Annotated in this window: 13 protein-coding genes; 8 read left to right on the top strand and 5 right to left on the bottom strand. The window is 46.0% G+C overall.

The features are described from left to right. The first annotated feature begins 125 nt into the window (after positions 1–125). Complete coding sequence (locus tag LZG73_RS05335) at positions 126–2,096, top strand: glycoside hydrolase family 97 protein (RefSeq protein ID WP_233846701.1); 1,971 nt, start codon at positions 126–128, stop codon at positions 2,094–2,096. A 16-nt stretch (positions 2,097–2,112) separates the two neighbouring features. Here LZG73_RS05335 and LZG73_RS05330 read toward each other — a convergent pair whose 3' ends face one another. From LZG73_RS05330 to LZG73_RS05320, 3 genes are all read right to left on the bottom strand, one after another. Further along, entirely contained in the window at positions 2,113–2,799 is a 687-nt protein-coding gene (locus LZG73_RS05330; RefSeq protein ID WP_233846700.1) for an epimerase, read from the bottom strand. Between the two features lie 62 nt (positions 2,800–2,861). Next, the gene (locus LZG73_RS05325; protein WP_233846699.1) at positions 2,862–3,716 is read right to left on the bottom strand and encodes an oxidoreductase; all 855 of its coding nucleotides are present in this window, start codon (positions 3,714–3,716) and stop codon (positions 2,862–2,864) included. Positions 3,717–3,802: 86 nt separating this feature from the next. Continuing rightward, on the bottom strand, positions 3,803–4,705 hold the full coding sequence (locus tag LZG73_RS05320; protein ID WP_233846698.1) for an AraC family transcriptional regulator: 903 nt from the start codon (positions 4,703–4,705) through the stop codon (positions 3,803–3,805). A 92-nt stretch (positions 4,706–4,797) separates the two neighbouring features. Here LZG73_RS05320 and LZG73_RS05315 point away from each other — a divergent pair, with 92 nt between their 5' ends. Continuing rightward, the gene (locus LZG73_RS05315) at positions 4,798–7,320 is read left to right on the top strand and encodes a glycosyl hydrolase family 95 catalytic domain-containing protein (protein ID WP_233846697.1); all 2,523 of its coding nucleotides are present in this window, start codon (positions 4,798–4,800) and stop codon (positions 7,318–7,320) included. A 51-nt stretch (positions 7,321–7,371) separates the two neighbouring features. Here the strand turns inward: LZG73_RS05315 and LZG73_RS05310 are convergent, their stop codons facing one another. Together LZG73_RS05310 and LZG73_RS05305 are read right to left on the bottom strand one after the other, a co-directional pair. Then, entirely contained in the window at positions 7,372–8,031 is a 660-nt protein-coding gene (locus LZG73_RS05310) for a metal-dependent hydrolase (protein WP_233846696.1), read from the bottom strand. 76 nt (positions 8,032–8,107) lie between these two features. Then, the gene (locus tag LZG73_RS05305; protein ID WP_233846695.1) at positions 8,108–8,677 is read right to left on the bottom strand and encodes a Crp/Fnr family transcriptional regulator; all 570 of its coding nucleotides are present in this window, start codon (positions 8,675–8,677) and stop codon (positions 8,108–8,110) included. A 340-nt stretch (positions 8,678–9,017) separates the two neighbouring features. Between LZG73_RS05305 and LZG73_RS05300 the strand changes: the two genes are divergently transcribed. The 6 genes from LZG73_RS05300 to LZG73_RS05275 all read left to right on the top strand — a co-directional run bounded on the left by LZG73_RS05300 (position 9,018) and on the right by LZG73_RS05275 (position 15,388). Continuing rightward, positions 9,018–11,450, top strand: coding sequence for an ABC transporter permease (locus LZG73_RS05300; RefSeq protein ID WP_233846694.1), 2,433 nt, complete (start codon positions 9,018–9,020; stop codon positions 11,448–11,450). Positions 11,451–11,453: 3 nt separating this feature from the next. Continuing rightward, positions 11,454–12,446 (top strand): hypothetical protein, encoded by a 993-nt coding sequence (locus LZG73_RS05295; RefSeq protein WP_233846692.1) that lies wholly within the window; start codon positions 11,454–11,456, stop codon positions 12,444–12,446. A gap of 51 nt (positions 12,447–12,497) precedes the next feature. Further along, positions 12,498–12,977, top strand: coding sequence for a PA2169 family four-helix-bundle protein (locus LZG73_RS05290; protein WP_233846690.1), 480 nt, complete (start codon positions 12,498–12,500; stop codon positions 12,975–12,977). Between the two features lie 173 nt (positions 12,978–13,150). Continuing rightward, positions 13,151–13,675, top strand: coding sequence for an RNA polymerase sigma factor (locus LZG73_RS05285; protein ID WP_233847532.1), 525 nt, complete (start codon positions 13,151–13,153; stop codon positions 13,673–13,675). After that, positions 13,662–14,501 (top strand): zf-HC2 domain-containing protein, encoded by an 840-nt coding sequence (locus LZG73_RS05280; protein ID WP_233846689.1) that lies wholly within the window; start codon positions 13,662–13,664, stop codon positions 14,499–14,501. The genes LZG73_RS05285 and LZG73_RS05280 overlap by 14 nt, the downstream gene beginning before the upstream one ends. 23 nt (positions 14,502–14,524) lie before the next feature. Further along, positions 14,525–15,388: a DUF4097 family beta strand repeat-containing protein gene (locus tag LZG73_RS05275; RefSeq protein ID WP_233846688.1), complete on the top strand. Its 864-nt coding sequence runs from the start codon at positions 14,525–14,527 to the stop codon at positions 15,386–15,388. Positions 15,389–15,393: the final 5 nt, after the last annotated feature.

Below are 15,393 nucleotides of genomic sequence, written 5' to 3'. Positions count from 1 at the left end.
GTTTTTCCTTTTATATAAGAATGCTATTTGTCAGCAAAGTAATTATTTTCCGTCAATTTACTAACCGGCGGCTCACTTAGGCAAGCCGATTCACAGAAGTCTTTTGATCATCTCATGCAATGCCAATGCGAAACTTATTCATTTTCGGATTTTTTATCGTGACACTCCATGTGCACGGAGCCACCAATAGACAGATTTTCTCGCCCGATGGAAAAACCAAACTCCTGGTTAACATCGATAAAGCGCTTACTTACAACATTTTATATGAAGGAAAAACACTGCTTGCCCCTTCTGAAATAGACCTCGTGTTGCTCAACCAGGGCAAAATGAGCGATCGGCTGGACAAGCCAAAAATCACAACACGCACTGTCAATGAAACGATCATTTCCCCGGTTCCTGAAAAGCGCAGACACATTCCTGATCTGTATAACGAGGTTTCGTTCCGTTTTGGCAACCCTTACCGCGTCACATTCAGGGTTTACAACGATGGTGTTGCTTATCGGATTGAGACATTGTTCAAAGATTCGATAACCGTTCAAAATGAGATTGCTACATTCAATTTCCCGGGAAATCCGCAGTTATATTTTCCGGAAGCTGTCAAACGCGACAATCAGGATAAATTCCATACAAGTTTCGAAGAGCCTTATCAGATCAAAACGCTCGACAGTGTTTTTGCCAAAAATCTTTGCTTCACGCCGGTTCTCATTTCTTCCGGTGAACTTCCGAAAATCGTCATTACTGAGTCTGATCTGGAATCCTATCCCGGAATGTTTCTCACCGGAACTGGGAAAAGCAGTCTGGTCGCTGAATTCGCGCCTTATCCCAAAACGGAGGCGGTGCTTGCGGGTGAATATTCACAGCGTTATGTTGCCGAACGAGAAAACTTTATCGCCAAGACCAAAGGTTCGCGAACATTCCCCTGGCGCACGATCCTAATTGCTCCGGATGATAAGTCTTTGCCTGCTAATGATCTGGTTTACAGGCTTGCATCTCCTTCACGAGTTGCCGAAACGTCATGGATTATGCCGCGCAAGTCCACCGAAGAATGGATCATTACGGAGAATCTTTTTAATGTTCCCTTTAAAAGCGGGATCAACACGGACACTTATAAATATTACATTGACTTCGCCAAACGCTTTGGTTTTGAGCAAGTCCTGCTCGATGCCGGATGGAGCGACAATAATGATCTGCTTAAAGTCCATCCGGCGATTGATATGCCAGCATTAATCGCTTATGCCAAAGAAAAGCAGATTAAACTCGGCATGTGGACGCTGGCCATGACGCTAGAAAAGCAAATGGAGCCTGCTTTGGAACAGTTCAACAAATGGGGAGTGGATTTCATTATGACCGATTTCATCGACCGCGACGATCAAAAAGCAGTCGATTTCTTCCATAAAACGGCTCAGGCTTGCGCCAATCATAAGATTATGCTGATGTTTCATGGCGCTTTCAAGCCGGCAGGCTTCAACCGAACTTACCCGCATGCACTGACACGAGAAGCCGTTTTAGGTTCGGAATACAATATGTGGAGTGCGAAGGCGACACCGGAGCATAATTTAATGTTGCCATTTATCAGAATGACTTCGGGGCCAATGGATTACGAGCCGGGTTTGCTGACGAATGGGACAAAAAGTTCGTTCCGTGCGACGGCCGAAAATGTGATGTCGTTTGGAACACGAACGCAGCAACTGGCCATGTTTGTGGTTTATGACAGTCCGATGCAGCTCTTTTCCGGAAACCCGTCGCAGGGGCTCATGGAACCCGATTTCATGACATTATTAGGCAGCATTCCTACAACCTGGGACACAACAATGATCCTGGAAGCCAAGCTTGGCGACTACATTGTCACCGCTAGAAAGAAGCAGAACGACTGGTTTATTGGTGCAATGAATGATCTCACTCCCAGATCATTAACAATTCCATTGTCTTTTTTAAACGAAAGAAAATACGAAGCGATCATTTGCGAGGATGGCGTAAATGCGGACCGTTATGCAGCCGATTACAAATTATCGTCAAAAGAATTTTCATCAAAAGACGCTATTACGATCAAAATGGCTGCGGGCGGCGGATTTGTGATTCATTTGAAAGCGAAATAGCAAGCAGAGTTCTCGCTCAGACGTATTGCCGGTCTGCGATATTCTTAATGTCTTTCACTTCCAGCACTTTTTTGTCATAACCAAACTGCGTTGCCTTAATCATCGCCTGCCCGACTTGCCCGAGCGTTGAAACCGTGTTTGGCAAAATAATTTTGAAGAGCGGATAAAGCCAGGAAACGTATTTGACAAATGGCAGTACATTTTTCAGGCCGGGCGTAGGATGAATGTAACCTGGCCGAAACGCAAACACTTGTTTAAATGGCAGTTTCATCAAGGCGTTCTCAGTTTTGCCCTTTACTCTTGCCCACATTGAACTGCCATTTTCACTGCTGTCGGTGCCCGCACCGGACACATAACAAAACGTCATTTCGGGATTGAGCTTCACCAATGTTGCAGCAACATGCAATGTCAAATCATAAGTAACTTTTTCATAATCAGGCTCTTTCATTCCAATGGATGAAACGCCCAGACAAAAGTAACACGCATTATATCCGATCAATTGACCCTCAATGGGCATTAAATTGAAAAATTCGCTGTGAACGATCTCCTTCAACTTGGGATGAGAAATTCCGGAAGACTTGCGGTTGATGATCAAAACTGCCTCAACCGCGTCGCTGTGCAGGCATTCATGCAAAACGCCCTCGCCAACCATGCCCGTAACACCGGTTATGATTGCCCTTATTTTATTGCTTTTGATATCCATTGTTATGTTTCTAAAAGAACAGAGGATGAACGGCTTAGCTGTTCATCCTCTGTAAATATATCCTAAACGCTTTCCACTTCAAAGTCCGTTGAAACCGTCAGTGATTTCCAATCTTCGAGCTCTTTCTGCACTGCGGCGATCTTGCCGTTTGCAACGGCGAAGGCGTCGCTGCCCAGGAACAAATTCATTGGCGGGTTGGCTTCTGACACAATGCGGATCATTGCCTCGGCCGCTTTTTCAGGGTTACCCAGCTGTTTTCCGTTGATCTCGTTTTGGTGCGCATTTTGCGAATCGCGCACTTCCTTGTATTCAGCAATTTCGGTTTTTGGAAGGCCAATCGAAGAATCTGAAAGGAAATCGGTCCGGAAATAACCAGGCTCAACAATGGTAACCTTCACCCCAAACGATCTTACTTCCTCAGCCAGCGACTCTGACAAACCATTTACCGCAAACTTTGTGGCGCAATAAGCTCCGAATCCCGGGAAACCGCCCATAAAGCCGCCTATTGAAGAAATGTTCAGAATATGTCCCGAGCGTTGTGCACGCAAGTAAGGCATTGCTTTGCGGATTACATTGAAAACACCAAACACATTAATTTCGAAATTTCCACGGATTTCAGCATCAGAAAGCTCTTCAACGCTTCCCAGCAGACCATAACCTGCATTGTTGACGATCACATCCACGCGCCCGAAATGCGCAACGGTTTTTTCGATTGCTTCCTGAATGCTCGCTTCACTTTTCAGATCAGTTGCCAATGGCAAAAACTGCGCGGTGTCATTGCCCACGGCTTTTTTCAGGTCTTCGACATTTCGCGAAGTTGCTGCAACGCTGATGCCGTTTGCAAGCAATTTTTGAACCAATGTCAGCCCCAATCCTTTTGAAGCGCCAGTTACGAACCAAATTTTGTTAGTCTCCATCTTTTGTTTGTTTTAATTTGATGGAACAAAATTAGGGCGCTGGACAAAGCCCGTCATTGCGACGTTCAAACAGATGCTTGCAAAATTCAAACAACGCGATAAGATGACGGCGTATGACTCGTCAGCTTCTTGAAAAAGTTGTTGAAATGCGCGGGTTCTTCAAAGCCCAGACTGTAACTGATCTCTGAAATGTTCCAGTTCGTGTGCTTCAAAAGCGCCTTGGCTTCGCTGGCAATGCGCTCCGAAATGTGCGTTGTAGTCGTTTTCCCCGTTGTCTCGCGAATTGCCCGGTTCAAATGATTGACATGAACAGACAATTGTTGCGCAAAATCATTGGCCGAGCGATAGGTAAAACGCTGCGAAGGTGACTCGATTGGAAATTGCCTTTCCAACAATTCTGTAAAGACTGCTGTAATGCGCGAATTGGCATTTGGATGCTGATAGAGCGATTCCGACGGCTGCATTTTCATCGCATAATGCACCACTTCTGTCATATAATTCCGCAGCAAATCGTATTTATACTGATAATCGGAATCGATTTCTTCCAGCATTTTTTCAAAAATTCCCTGAACATGAGCCTCCTGCGCCTCATTGAGCAGATAAGCAGGCTTGCCGCCGGGCGTGAACATCGGCAGGTCAGCCAGGCCGTCGCGGATTCTGCCTGAGAAAAATCCTTCGGTAAAGATGCAGAAATAGCCGGAAATGCTATCTGCCCCGCCCTCCCACGTATAAGGAACCTGCGGGTTGAAGAAAATCAGCGTTGGTCCGTCCGTTTCAAGGCTTTTATCCGCATAATGGTAAATGTTTTTTCCGCGAATGAGGGTTATCTTGTAAAAATCCTTCCTGCTATATTGCACAGGCGCCGAGTTTGGGCCCATGCAGTCTTCCAGCCGGAACACATTGAAATGCCCAATGTCCTGCTGCAAGTTGTCGGGCAGCCAATTGAACTTTTGCTGGTAAAATTCTTCGAGAGATTCTGAGTTTGCCATGAAGCAAAGTTACAAAAATCAAATAGAATTAGTAGAAACATATTGCTATAACCTTGTTACCCTGAGCCAAATTGAACTACAAAAACGCTTTTATGAGATTAACCAGAATCCGACTGATCATCAGTGCATTCCTTATCGCAACCAGCTGTAACCTTGCATTCGCACAGCCCGATTTGAAATTTTGGTATAAACAACCTGCTCGAAACTGGAACGAAGCTTTGCCTGTTGGCAACGGGCGCATTGGCGCAATGGTCTTTGGGCGTGTTAACGACGAAATTATCCAGCTGAATGAGGAAACACTTTGGTCGGGCGGCCCGGTGAACACCAACCCTAATCCGGCGGTCAAGTCGTATTTGCCTGAAATCAGGAAGGCGCTTGCGAATGAAGATTACAAGCTGGCCGAATCGCTTACCCAGAAAATGCAGGGCCTTTTTACCGAATCATATGAACCGCTCGGCGATCTGATCATTAAGCAAGCATTTCAAGGTCAGCCAACGGATTACCGCCGCGATCTGGACATTTCCAATGCGACTTCAACAACAAGTTTTACGGTTGACGGTGTGCAGTACAGCCGCGAAATCTTTATTTCGGCACCAGATCAGGTGATGATCGTCAAGTTAAAATCGAGTAAAAAGGGCGCGCTTAATTTCACTGCGCAGACGCAAAGTCAGCTTTACTACAATAATGTTGTGATTGCTCCGGACCAGATCGCGATGAAAGGACAGGCGCCCGCGCACACGGACCCAAGTTATAACCAGTCAATGCAGCAGCCGGTGGTTTACAATGATCCGTCCAAATGCAAAGGCATGCGTTTCGAGTTGCGCACGAAAGTCAAAGAATCGGATGGAAAAACAGTCGCCGACGCAGAAGGTTTGCACATCAGCGACGCAACCGAAGTTGTGCTGGTCTTATCCGCAGCGACCAGTTTTAATGGTTTTGATAAATGTCCTGACAAAGAAGGGAAAGACGAATCGAAGATCGCTGAGCAACATTTGAATGCTGCGCAAGCTAAAAGTTACGACGCATTGAAAAGCGCACACATTGCCGATTTTCAAAAATATTTCAATCGGGTAAGTCTTGTGATTAATGGCAATCCAAAGACGGAGCTGCCTATGGACGAGCGCTTGAAAGCTTATGCCGAAGGCGCGAAAGATCCTGCATTGGAGTCGTTATATTTTCAGTTTGGCCGTTATCTGCTGATTTCGAGCTCCCGCCCTGGCGGAATTCCGGCCAATTTGCAAGGGATCTGGAACCGAGAAGTGCGCCCGCCGTGGAGCAGCAATTTCACGACCAACATTAATACGCAAATGAATTATTGGATGGTCGAAACGGCCAATCTTTCCGAACTGCACAGTCCGCTGCTCGACCTGATCGGCCATATGGCAGTGACAGGCAAAGAAACAGCGACCAATTTTTACGGTGCAAAAGGCTGGACATTGCATCACAACTCTGACATTTGGGCAACAACAAATCCGGTGAGCGGAAGTCCGTCCTGGGCAAACTGGCCGATGGGCGGTGCGTGGATCAGCCAGCATTTGTGGGAACATTATCAGTTTACGGGCGACAAAAACTATTTGTCAAAAACGGCCTATCCAATCATGAAGTCGGCGGCGGAATTCTGTCTCGACTGGCTGATTGAAGACAAAAACGGCAAGCTCATAACCGCGCCAGCAACATCGCCAGAAAACATTTTCATCACCGAAACTGGCTTCAAAGGTTCTGTGTCCGTTGCAACCACCATGGATATGGCGATCATTTGGGATCTTTTTACCAACCTTATTGAAGCCTCAGAAAGGCTTGGCACGGATGCGGAATTCAGACAATTGCTCATCGAAAAACGCAGCAAGCTTTTCCCAATGCAAATTGGCAAGAAAGGCAACTTGCAGGAATGGTTTAAGGATTGGGAAGACGTTGAGCCGGAACACCGACACATTTCACATCTGTTTGGCCTGTTTCCAGGCCGCCAGATTTCCCCATTGACCACACCGACTTTTGCAGCAGCAGCAAGAAAAACAATGGAATTGCGTGGCGACGGCGGGACAGGTTGGAGCAAGGGCTGGAAAATCAACATCTGGGCGCGATTGCTTGACGGAAACCACGCTTATAAACTCATTCGCGAACAATTGAAACTAACCGGAATGGAAGGAACCGACTATGCTAAGGGAGGCGGAACCTATCCTAATCTGCTGGATGCACACCCGCCATTCCAGATCGATGGAAACTTCGGCGGAACGTCTGGCATTACCGAAATGCTTCTGCAAAGCCACGACGGCCTGATCAATATCTTGCCCGCCATTCCCGACAATTGGACAACTGGCGAGGTGAACGGAATGAAAGCGAGGGGTGGTTTTGAGGTCGACATTGCATGGAACAATGGCAAGGTAACGCAACTGACAGTTCGCTCACAACTAGGCGGAAATTGCCGTTTAGGGCTTCCGAACACGATTAAAGCAACTTCAAAAGTAAGTTTGAAATCTGCAAAGGGCGAGAATGGCAATGCATTTTACAAGAATGTTCAAGCGATGCCGGCTGGCGGTTTGCTTGTAAAAGCAGGAAGGGTTGCATTTGATTTCCCCGCAGAGGCTGGTAAAGAATATGTTTTTAAGGTAAAATAACGCGTTTACATATTGTTGCATACCTCCGGCACTTCGATTGCGTCGCATACGTCACCGCAGCGGCGCGCGGTTTTTGTCGACCCAATGTGCTAGTGAGAGGACGATGATTTGCAAAACGGCGAAGGATACAAAAAGAGCCGGAATTGAATTTTCTGGCGGCGGCCCGAACATGTTAAAGATGTCAATGAGCAGGAAGAAGGCGATTAAAAGCCAAAAACCCCATTTTCCTTTGTTATTCAATGCCTTTGTATTGGCATAATAAAGATAAGCGCCGGCAATAAATATGATGCCTTCCACAAGCAAAGTCCCTTCCAAAGAATTCCACAAACCCAGACCAACCTTCAATTCTGAAAAAGGTGTTAGCGGCAAATCCGCTATGTGAACTACGAAATCAAGAAACCAGTGGCTAAGCACGGCCAAACCTACGATCACTGAACTTTTCACATCTTTTTTCAAAAACCAATAAGCGATACCAGCCAATAAACCCCACACGATGCCCATCAGCAAACTGTGCGTGTAAGGATAATGGACGAAATCAAAGGGTGTTACAACAGTAATTCCAGGAGTTACTTTGACTTGCTCAATGTCGAAGAGGAGCATAAATGGCCAGAGAATATCGACAAATTCTACGGCGGCAAACAATGTTAAGAGTGAAATTTGGGGAGCTGCTTTTTTTACTCCGAATGCTAAACCGTAATGACCTAAAAACATATAAGTGGCTGGTTAATTAATGACTCTGTAAAAGTATAGTTGTTCGAATAAATGCCACTTGACCTATATCAAGAAATCAAATAAGCTGTTTTCGCCTGATCCTGCTGATCGTTTCCGGCGTCATACCAAGCATCGAAGCGATATATTGAAGAGGGACCTGGTTGAAGATCTCGCGATTGCTTTCGAACAAGACATTGTAACGCTGTTCGGCCGTCATGGAAAGGAAAGAAAAAACCCTGTCTTCCAATGTTGCAAAACAATGCGCCATGAAAAGCTTTTCGGTGAAGTGCCATTTTGGAATAAAATCCCCTATCCTGTCGTAATCTGATTTTTGAATAGTATATAACGTCGTGTCGGTCAATGCCTGAATGTTCCAGCGCGATGGTTTGTCGAAGATAAGACTCGACAGATCCGTAATAAAATAGCCTTTCGAAGAAATCCATTGCGTAACCTCCCGATCTTCAAGACCGACGTAAACGCGCAACATGCCTGTCTGAATAAAACTCAACTTGGTGCAAGATTTTCCACTTTTTAAATAGTAATCCCCTTTTTTGACGAGCTCTGGTTTGAAGAATGAGGCGACTGTCGAGAGGTCGCTTTGATCAAAATCGAAGTAGGAATGTAAGTATTGTTCGAGTTCAGTCATTTGTTGGTTTTCTATTATTAAAATTTTGCTTGGGCCGTTGGCGCGAACCTCCGGGTTCGTGACGACTATTGTTAGGCCTCTGGCCGATTGTTACATGCGGCGGCCGGAGGCCTTGTAATAAGGGCACGAACCTGGAGGTTCGCGCCAGCCGCGCCAGCCGGTCGATTTCGTACAAAACATGTTCGATTATGAACATTTGCATTTCGTAAACCTATTCAATCGGCTCCTTTGGCACATTAATTAACTATGGCATGTATTTTATACAAAGAACTATGTTATACAATGTACCGATTTGTTAGCCATTGAAATAAAATTACCAATTAACCTTTTCTCCGCCGTCATGTTACAAAATTATTTTAAAATCGCCTGGCGAAATCTTGCCCGCAACCGCGCATTTTCAGCCATTAACATCATTGGGCTCGCTATTGGGCTTGCGTCGTGCATGCTGATCAGCTTATTTGTGCTCGACGAGCTGAGCTTCGATCGGTTCCACGAAAAGGGCGATCGGATTGTTCGCGTTGTTTTTAAAGGCATTATGCAGGGCGGGGAAATGAAAGAGGCACACGCAATGCCTCCCACAGCCGCTGCGCTGAAAGCCGATTATCCCGAGGTTTTGGAAGCCACACGCCTTCGAAGAGGCGGCGCACCGGTCGTTTTGCTCAATCAAAAGTTGTACACGGATGACCAGCTCGCGTTCGTCGATTCTAATTTCCTGCAAGTATTTACTTTTCCGCTCATTGAAGGAAACTCTAAAACTGCTCTTTTACAGCCTAACACCATTGTAATTACGAGAGCGTTGGCAGAAAAATATTACGGCAAACACGACGCAGTCGGCAGGTTACTGACATTTAAAGACCAGAAAATGCCTTACACCGTGACCGGCGTCATGGATGAAATGCCGGCCCATTCGCACATTCAATTTGATATGCTGGCGTCCATGTCCTCGCTGGAAGATGCAAAATCGACTTCGTGGATGATCTCGGAATTCTTCACCTATCTCGTGTTGCCGGAGGGCTACGATTACAAGCAGCTCGAAGCGAAACTTCCGCAAACAGTCGCCAAGTACATGGGGCCGCAGTTGAAGCAGGCCCTTGGCATGACGCTCACTGAATTCCGCAAAAAAGGGAATAACATTGGTCTTTATCTGCAACCCTTGCATGAAATTCACCTGCATTCGGATTTTCAGTATGATCTCGGCACAAATGGCGACTTGCGCTATGTCTATATTTTCGGTGCGATTGCGATCATTATGCTGCTGATTGCGTGCATTAATTTCATGAATTTGTCGACGGCTGGGTCTTCCAAACGTGCCCGCGAAGTCGGTGTGCGCAAAGTGATGGGATCTGAGAAAATAGAGCTGGTTGCACAGTTTTTAATGGAATCCATTTTGCTGACAGGCATTGCATTGTTCCTGGGAACGCTCATCTGCCTTGCAGGTTTGCCGTTGCTGAATAGTTTGTCTGGGAAAAATTTAAGTCTCAGTTTGGAAGCAATTCCTGCCCTAATCCCTGCATTGCTGCTCTTCGGACTTTTTGTGGGTGTTTTTGCAGGCAGTTACCCGGCATTTTTTCTTTCATCATTCAAACCGATCTCTGTTTTAAAAGGCGGAAGCGCGGTCATCAAGCTCAATTCTTCTGGCAAAAACATTGGACTTAGAAGCGGTTTGGTGGTTTTTCAATTCTTCATTTCAATCACATTAATGGTCGGCGCGACGGTTGTTTACCAGCAACTGAAGTTTATCCAAAACAAAAAACTGGGTTACGACAAGGACCAGATTTTGGTCATTCCGGCTTGGGCGCTTGGTAAAAATCTCCCTGTTTTTAAAGAAGAACTTTTGCGGGATTCGCGCGTGAGCAATGTGAGCTTGTCCGGTTATGTGCCTGCCGGGCCGTCGGATAACAACAATTATATGATTTCGCCGGATAACAATGCTTCCCAACTTTTGAAAACGCTTCGCTATGAGGTTGACTACGATTATTTGGCAACCTTGGGAATGCAAATGGTTCAGGGACGCAACTTTTCAAAGAATTTCGGATTGGATTCGACTGCCATTATCTTGAACGAAACGGCTGCCAAGGCGCTCGGCTGGCAGGACAATGCGATTGGAAAAACAGTCTCGCGGCGTAACAATGAGGGCAAAGGCAGTTCCTATCATGTCATCGGCATTGTCAAAGATTTCCATTTCAAATCGCTGCGTGATCCGATTTCTCCGCTCGTTATGACATTGAACCAGGGATATGGCTGGATGATTGTCAAAACAAAAAACAAGGAAGTTTCCGGGCTGCTTGCGAAAATGCAGGACCAATGGGACAGTTTCAAACCAGACCTGCCGTTCACATATTCTTTCCTGGATGAAAGGTTTAATGAAACTTACAAAACGGAACAGCGAACCGGACAGATTCTTGGGCTTTTTGCCGGATTAACAATATTTGTTGCCTGCATGGGCTTATTTGGACTGGCGATCTTCACTGCTGAGCAGCGGACGAAAGAAATCGGTGTGCGTAAAGTTTTGGGCGCCTCCGTGGTCGGCATTGTTGCATTGCTTTCGAAAGACTTTTTGAAATTGGTCTGCGTGGCCATCGTCATTGCGCTGCCGGTTTCCTGGTGGATGATGAGCCGGTGGTTGCAGGCTTTCGCATATAAAGTGGATATTGCGTGGTGGATGCTGGCGCTGGCTAGCGTGCTTTCTGTTGCGGTTGCACTGTTCACAGTCTCGTTCCAATCCGTGAAAGCCGCGCTGATGAACCCTGTAAAATCACTTCGTTCCGAATAAGCAATGGCCGAAACTGTTCATGTAAGAATTCTCAGACAAATATTCATTTTCCAGCAAGATGTGATTCTGGAAGTCCTGGATGAAATTCATATTGATGAAGCGAATGTAAAAGGTTACCTAATTCCGGATGTTGGCAACGGCTCGCCGGGATTATTGCCACTTGATTCAGTTGAAAAAATGGAGGGGCAAAAGGGATTACAGGACGCTTATTTTGGAAAATGCGTTTTGACAAAAGTCTCTAATTTTTATAAAGACATAACCAAAAGCGACGCGGACGGCATTGTGGCCAATGGCATCGTTCTCCCCGAAAAAGTGCGGGTAATCCATTATCCGGACTGCCAGCAAATGGTTTTTCACATGCCAAAATTCGCTTACGACGCGGGTTCGTATCAGCTTATCAACGCCGTAACCCACGACATTCTGGAAAATTGTGAAGTGAAAGACAGACTCAGCGGGAGCACAATGATTTTGGTTGACACGCTTCCTTACCGGCCCGGTTTTTACACCATTGAAGCTTCCTGGCCGGACGGTTGGACACATCAAATCCGCTTTATCAAGTTTATGGAGGGATTCCCAAATGCAAAAAGCTTGAACATTCCACACAACGTTTTGCAAGCCATTAAAGGCAAAGAATGTCATTTGCAGCCGCCTCACGCGCCGGAAGTCAAAGAAGCAATAAGTCCAAGCTCCGTCAGAAAACCGGCATTAGAGGAACATTCGCCTGGCAATGTTGTCACGTATTCGCAGGATGGCCGCGGCGGGAAGATCTTTTACCGTGACGGGGCGGTCAGCATTGATTTTGACTGGGAATTTGCCGGAGGAAACGGCGTGGTTTGGTTTAGCATTCCGGAGGAGAAGTTTTGGGAGGCGCACACCAAAACGCCATTGTCGCGGCGGGACGAGATTCTTGAATTTGTCGCAAATCAGGTCATCAAAGATCAGGCGCCGGGCTGCAAATTTGAGATTTTTTCCAATCACATTAATATCATTCGCTGAGCTTTGGAATGGTTATTGATAAATGCTGCCATCATCAAAAACAAAATGACCATGGCAGAAAATTCAGAAGTGATCGAGGTGCTTAATGACCTTATCCTCATCAATAACGACCGCATTGCAGGCTACGAAAAGGCATATGACGAAACAAAACAAATTGAAACTGACCTGCGCGCAATGTTCAAAAATCTGGCCGATCAGAGCCGCGGATATGTGACAGATCTCAAAGGCGAAGTGATCAAATATGGTGGCGAGCCCGCGTCTGGCACATTGACTTCGGGAAAGCTTTACAGGGTTTGGATGGACGTTCGGTCGGTTTTTACGACTGACAACAGAAAAGCTGTTCTGGAAAATGCAGAAACGGGCGAAGATGCCGCCAGGAAAGCCTATGAGGAAGCTTCTAAAACGGAACTTCCTGCGGATATAAGGCAATTGATATTGAGTCAGCAAACATCCATTTTGACGGCGCATGACACCATTAAAAGGGAGAGAGACAGACAACGCGATGTCACGAGTTATCCATTGACAAGTTAGAAAAAGCCGGTTAGCCGGCTTTTTTTATGACCATAACACATTAATTTCCAGACCATTGAAAACTCATTTGAAAAATATTTTAAATTCCTGTAACCTTTTCCGCTTCTCCGAGTATTCACATCAGGATCACCACAAAAGACAATCGTTTGAACACGCTCACAGACAATTCGCTCATGTTTCGGGTTAAGGCCGGTGATCTGGATAAGATGGGCTTGTTATTCGAGCGTTACAACCGCCCTTTGTATGCATTTTTCTATCATATGACGCATAAGAGGGACAATAGTGAAGATCTGGTTCAGAATGTTTTTTACCGCATGCTCAAATACAGGCACACGTTTACAGGCGAGGGTGAATTCAGGACGTGGATGTTTCATTTGGCAAGAAATGTTTTGAACGATGCGGCGAGACAGCACAAATCGGCCAACCATTATGATGTGACTGAAATGGCTGATAAACTTGGCGGCGGCACATTGGCAGACGAAGGATACGAAAGGCAGCAGGACGCAGATTTTCTGCATAAGGCCATGGCCGGACTTAGTGACGATTATCGCGAAGTCCTGGTGCTGAGCCGGTTTCAGGAAATGAAATACGATGAAATTGCGAAGGTTTTGAATATCAACGAAGGAACGGTGAAAGTGCGGGTCCACAGGGCATTGGGAGAGTTGAAGAAGAAATTTTTTACAAATGAAAGCAGATAACGAGATGAGTTGCGAGCATATAAAGGACAAATTGGAGGATTGGCTGCACAACGACCTCGACAAGCCGGAACGCACGCAGGTGGACAAACACCTGGTTGAATGTGTGAGCTGCCAGGAAGCATTTGCCAGCAACAAGCAACTTTGGGACAACCTTGGCAAAATGAAAATTCCGGAACCAGGCGAGGAAATGCGTGTTAACTTTTACACAATGCTCGATTCGTTTAAAGCGGCTGAGGCAGTTGAAAAGCCATTTTCTTTTGATACGATCATTGAAAAAATAAAAGCTGTTGTTCTGCCGCAATGGACGGTGCAGGTGGCATTCAGTCTTTTACTGGTTGGCTTGGGCTGGGTTATCGGCAACAAAACGGGCAACAGCAACACCTCTTCCACAGCTTATCAGCAACGGATTGAAACACTGGCGGCCCAGGTGCAGGATATGAAAAGCACCATGATGCTTTCACTCATTGAAAATCCCTCCGCGACGGAAAGATTGCGCGCGGTGAGTTACACCAGTGACATTACGCATGCAGATGAGCAGGTCATTGACGCACTTTTTTCGACGCTTAATAACGATTTGAATGTTAATGTGAGGCTTGTGGCTTTGGAAGCGCTCACGCAGTTTACAAGCGACCCGCTGGTCCGGGAAAGGCTGGTAAAATCGCTTACTGTGCAAGATTCGCCGATGGTTCAGGTTGCGCTGGCGGATGTGATGGTGAAATTGCAGGAAAAAGGCTCTGTTAAAGAACTTCGGGCTTTGCTCAGAAAAGAAGGATTGAATGATCTGGTGAAAAACAAGATCGAGCAGACGATCAAGGATTTATCTTAAAAACAATAATCCAACTATTAGCTATGAAATTTTTTGCAATCCCCTTGTTTGCGGGAGCGGTGCTTTGTTGTACCCAGGCGCCCGCACAAAAGCTCGAATCAAAAGAGCACATTAAGAAAGAGTTCACACTTTCGCAAAGCGCATCGGCGGTGACCATGACCATTTACAACATCAATGGCTCGATAAGAGTCGAGGGTTATGATGGCAATCAGGTCGTTTTGGAAGTTGATCAAACGATCAGTGGCAAAAGCAATGCAATTCTGGAAACCGGCAAACAGGAATTCAAACTGAATTTTGATCAGAAGCCGGACAGCATCATTGCTTACATCGCCAGCCCGTTCGACTCCCGCCCAAATCGTGGCAGGCGAAACTGGGACGGGCCCAGAATTGAATATGACTTTGATCTGGATTTTGTAGTAAAGGTCCCGCATGCCATGAATCTGCATGTTTCGACGGTGAATGGTGGAGATGTGAATGTCAGTGACGTGACGGGAAAGCTGGATGTGAAAAATGTAAATGGCGCAATTAAAATTGCAAATGCAAAGGGAGCCGCAAATGTCCACACCATTAACGGCGATGTGGTTGCCAATTTTGTAACGCTTCCTCCCGGCGAGTCGGATTTCAAAACGCTGAATGGCGATATTAAAATTACTTACCCTCCCGCCCTTTCCGTCGACTGCCAGTTTAAGAGCTTCAATGGTGAGTTTTATACGGATTTTCCAGAAACCGAATCGCTGCCCGTAAAGGTCGTAAAGAATGAAGAAAACAAGACCAACAAAACAGTTTACAAGCTTAGCACGGAAACGCGAATCCGCATTGGAAAAGGTGGCCCGACCTACAAGTTTGAAACGTTCAACGGAAATATTTATATTAAAAAACAATCATAACAAAA

The organism is Dyadobacter sp. CY326 (genome assembly GCF_021390515.1).
Lineage (GTDB): Bacteria > Bacteroidota > Bacteroidia > Cytophagales > Spirosomataceae > Dyadobacter.
This window is presented reverse-complemented; position numbering and strand designations above follow the sequence as displayed.

Coding starts and splice junctions, on each gene's coding strand:
- LZG73_RS05305 (WP_233846695.1), bottom strand. CDS start 8,677: ATGACTGAACTCGAACAATACTTACATTCCTACTTCGATTTTGATCAA.
- LZG73_RS05310 (WP_233846696.1), bottom strand. CDS start 8,031: ATGTTTTTAGGTCATTACGGTTTAGCATTCGGAGTAAAAAAAGCAGCT.
- LZG73_RS05330 (WP_233846700.1), bottom strand. CDS start 2,799: ATGGATATCAAAAGCAATAAAATAAGGGCAATCATAACCGGTGTTACG.
- LZG73_RS05280 (WP_233846689.1), top strand. CDS start 13,662: ATGAAAGCAGATAACGAGATGAGTTGCGAGCATATAAAGGACAAATTG.
- LZG73_RS05295 (WP_233846692.1), top strand. CDS start 11,454: ATGGCCGAAACTGTTCATGTAAGAATTCTCAGACAAATATTCATTTTC.
- LZG73_RS05290 (WP_233846690.1), top strand. CDS start 12,498: ATGGCAGAAAATTCAGAAGTGATCGAGGTGCTTAATGACCTTATCCTC.
- LZG73_RS05325 (WP_233846699.1), bottom strand. CDS start 3,716: ATGGAGACTAACAAAATTTGGTTCGTAACTGGCGCTTCAAAAGGATTG.
- LZG73_RS05275 (WP_233846688.1), top strand. CDS start 14,525: ATGAAATTTTTTGCAATCCCCTTGTTTGCGGGAGCGGTGCTTTGTTGT.
- LZG73_RS05320 (WP_233846698.1), bottom strand. CDS start 4,705: ATGGCAAACTCAGAATCTCTCGAAGAATTTTACCAGCAAAAGTTCAAT.
- LZG73_RS05315 (WP_233846697.1), top strand. CDS start 4,798: ATGAGATTAACCAGAATCCGACTGATCATCAGTGCATTCCTTATCGCA.
- LZG73_RS05285 (WP_233847532.1), top strand. CDS start 13,151: ATGTTTCGGGTTAAGGCCGGTGATCTGGATAAGATGGGCTTGTTATTC.
- LZG73_RS05335 (WP_233846701.1), top strand. CDS start 126: ATGCGAAACTTATTCATTTTCGGATTTTTTATCGTGACACTCCATGTG.
- LZG73_RS05300 (WP_233846694.1), top strand. CDS start 9,018: ATGTTACAAAATTATTTTAAAATCGCCTGGCGAAATCTTGCCCGCAAC.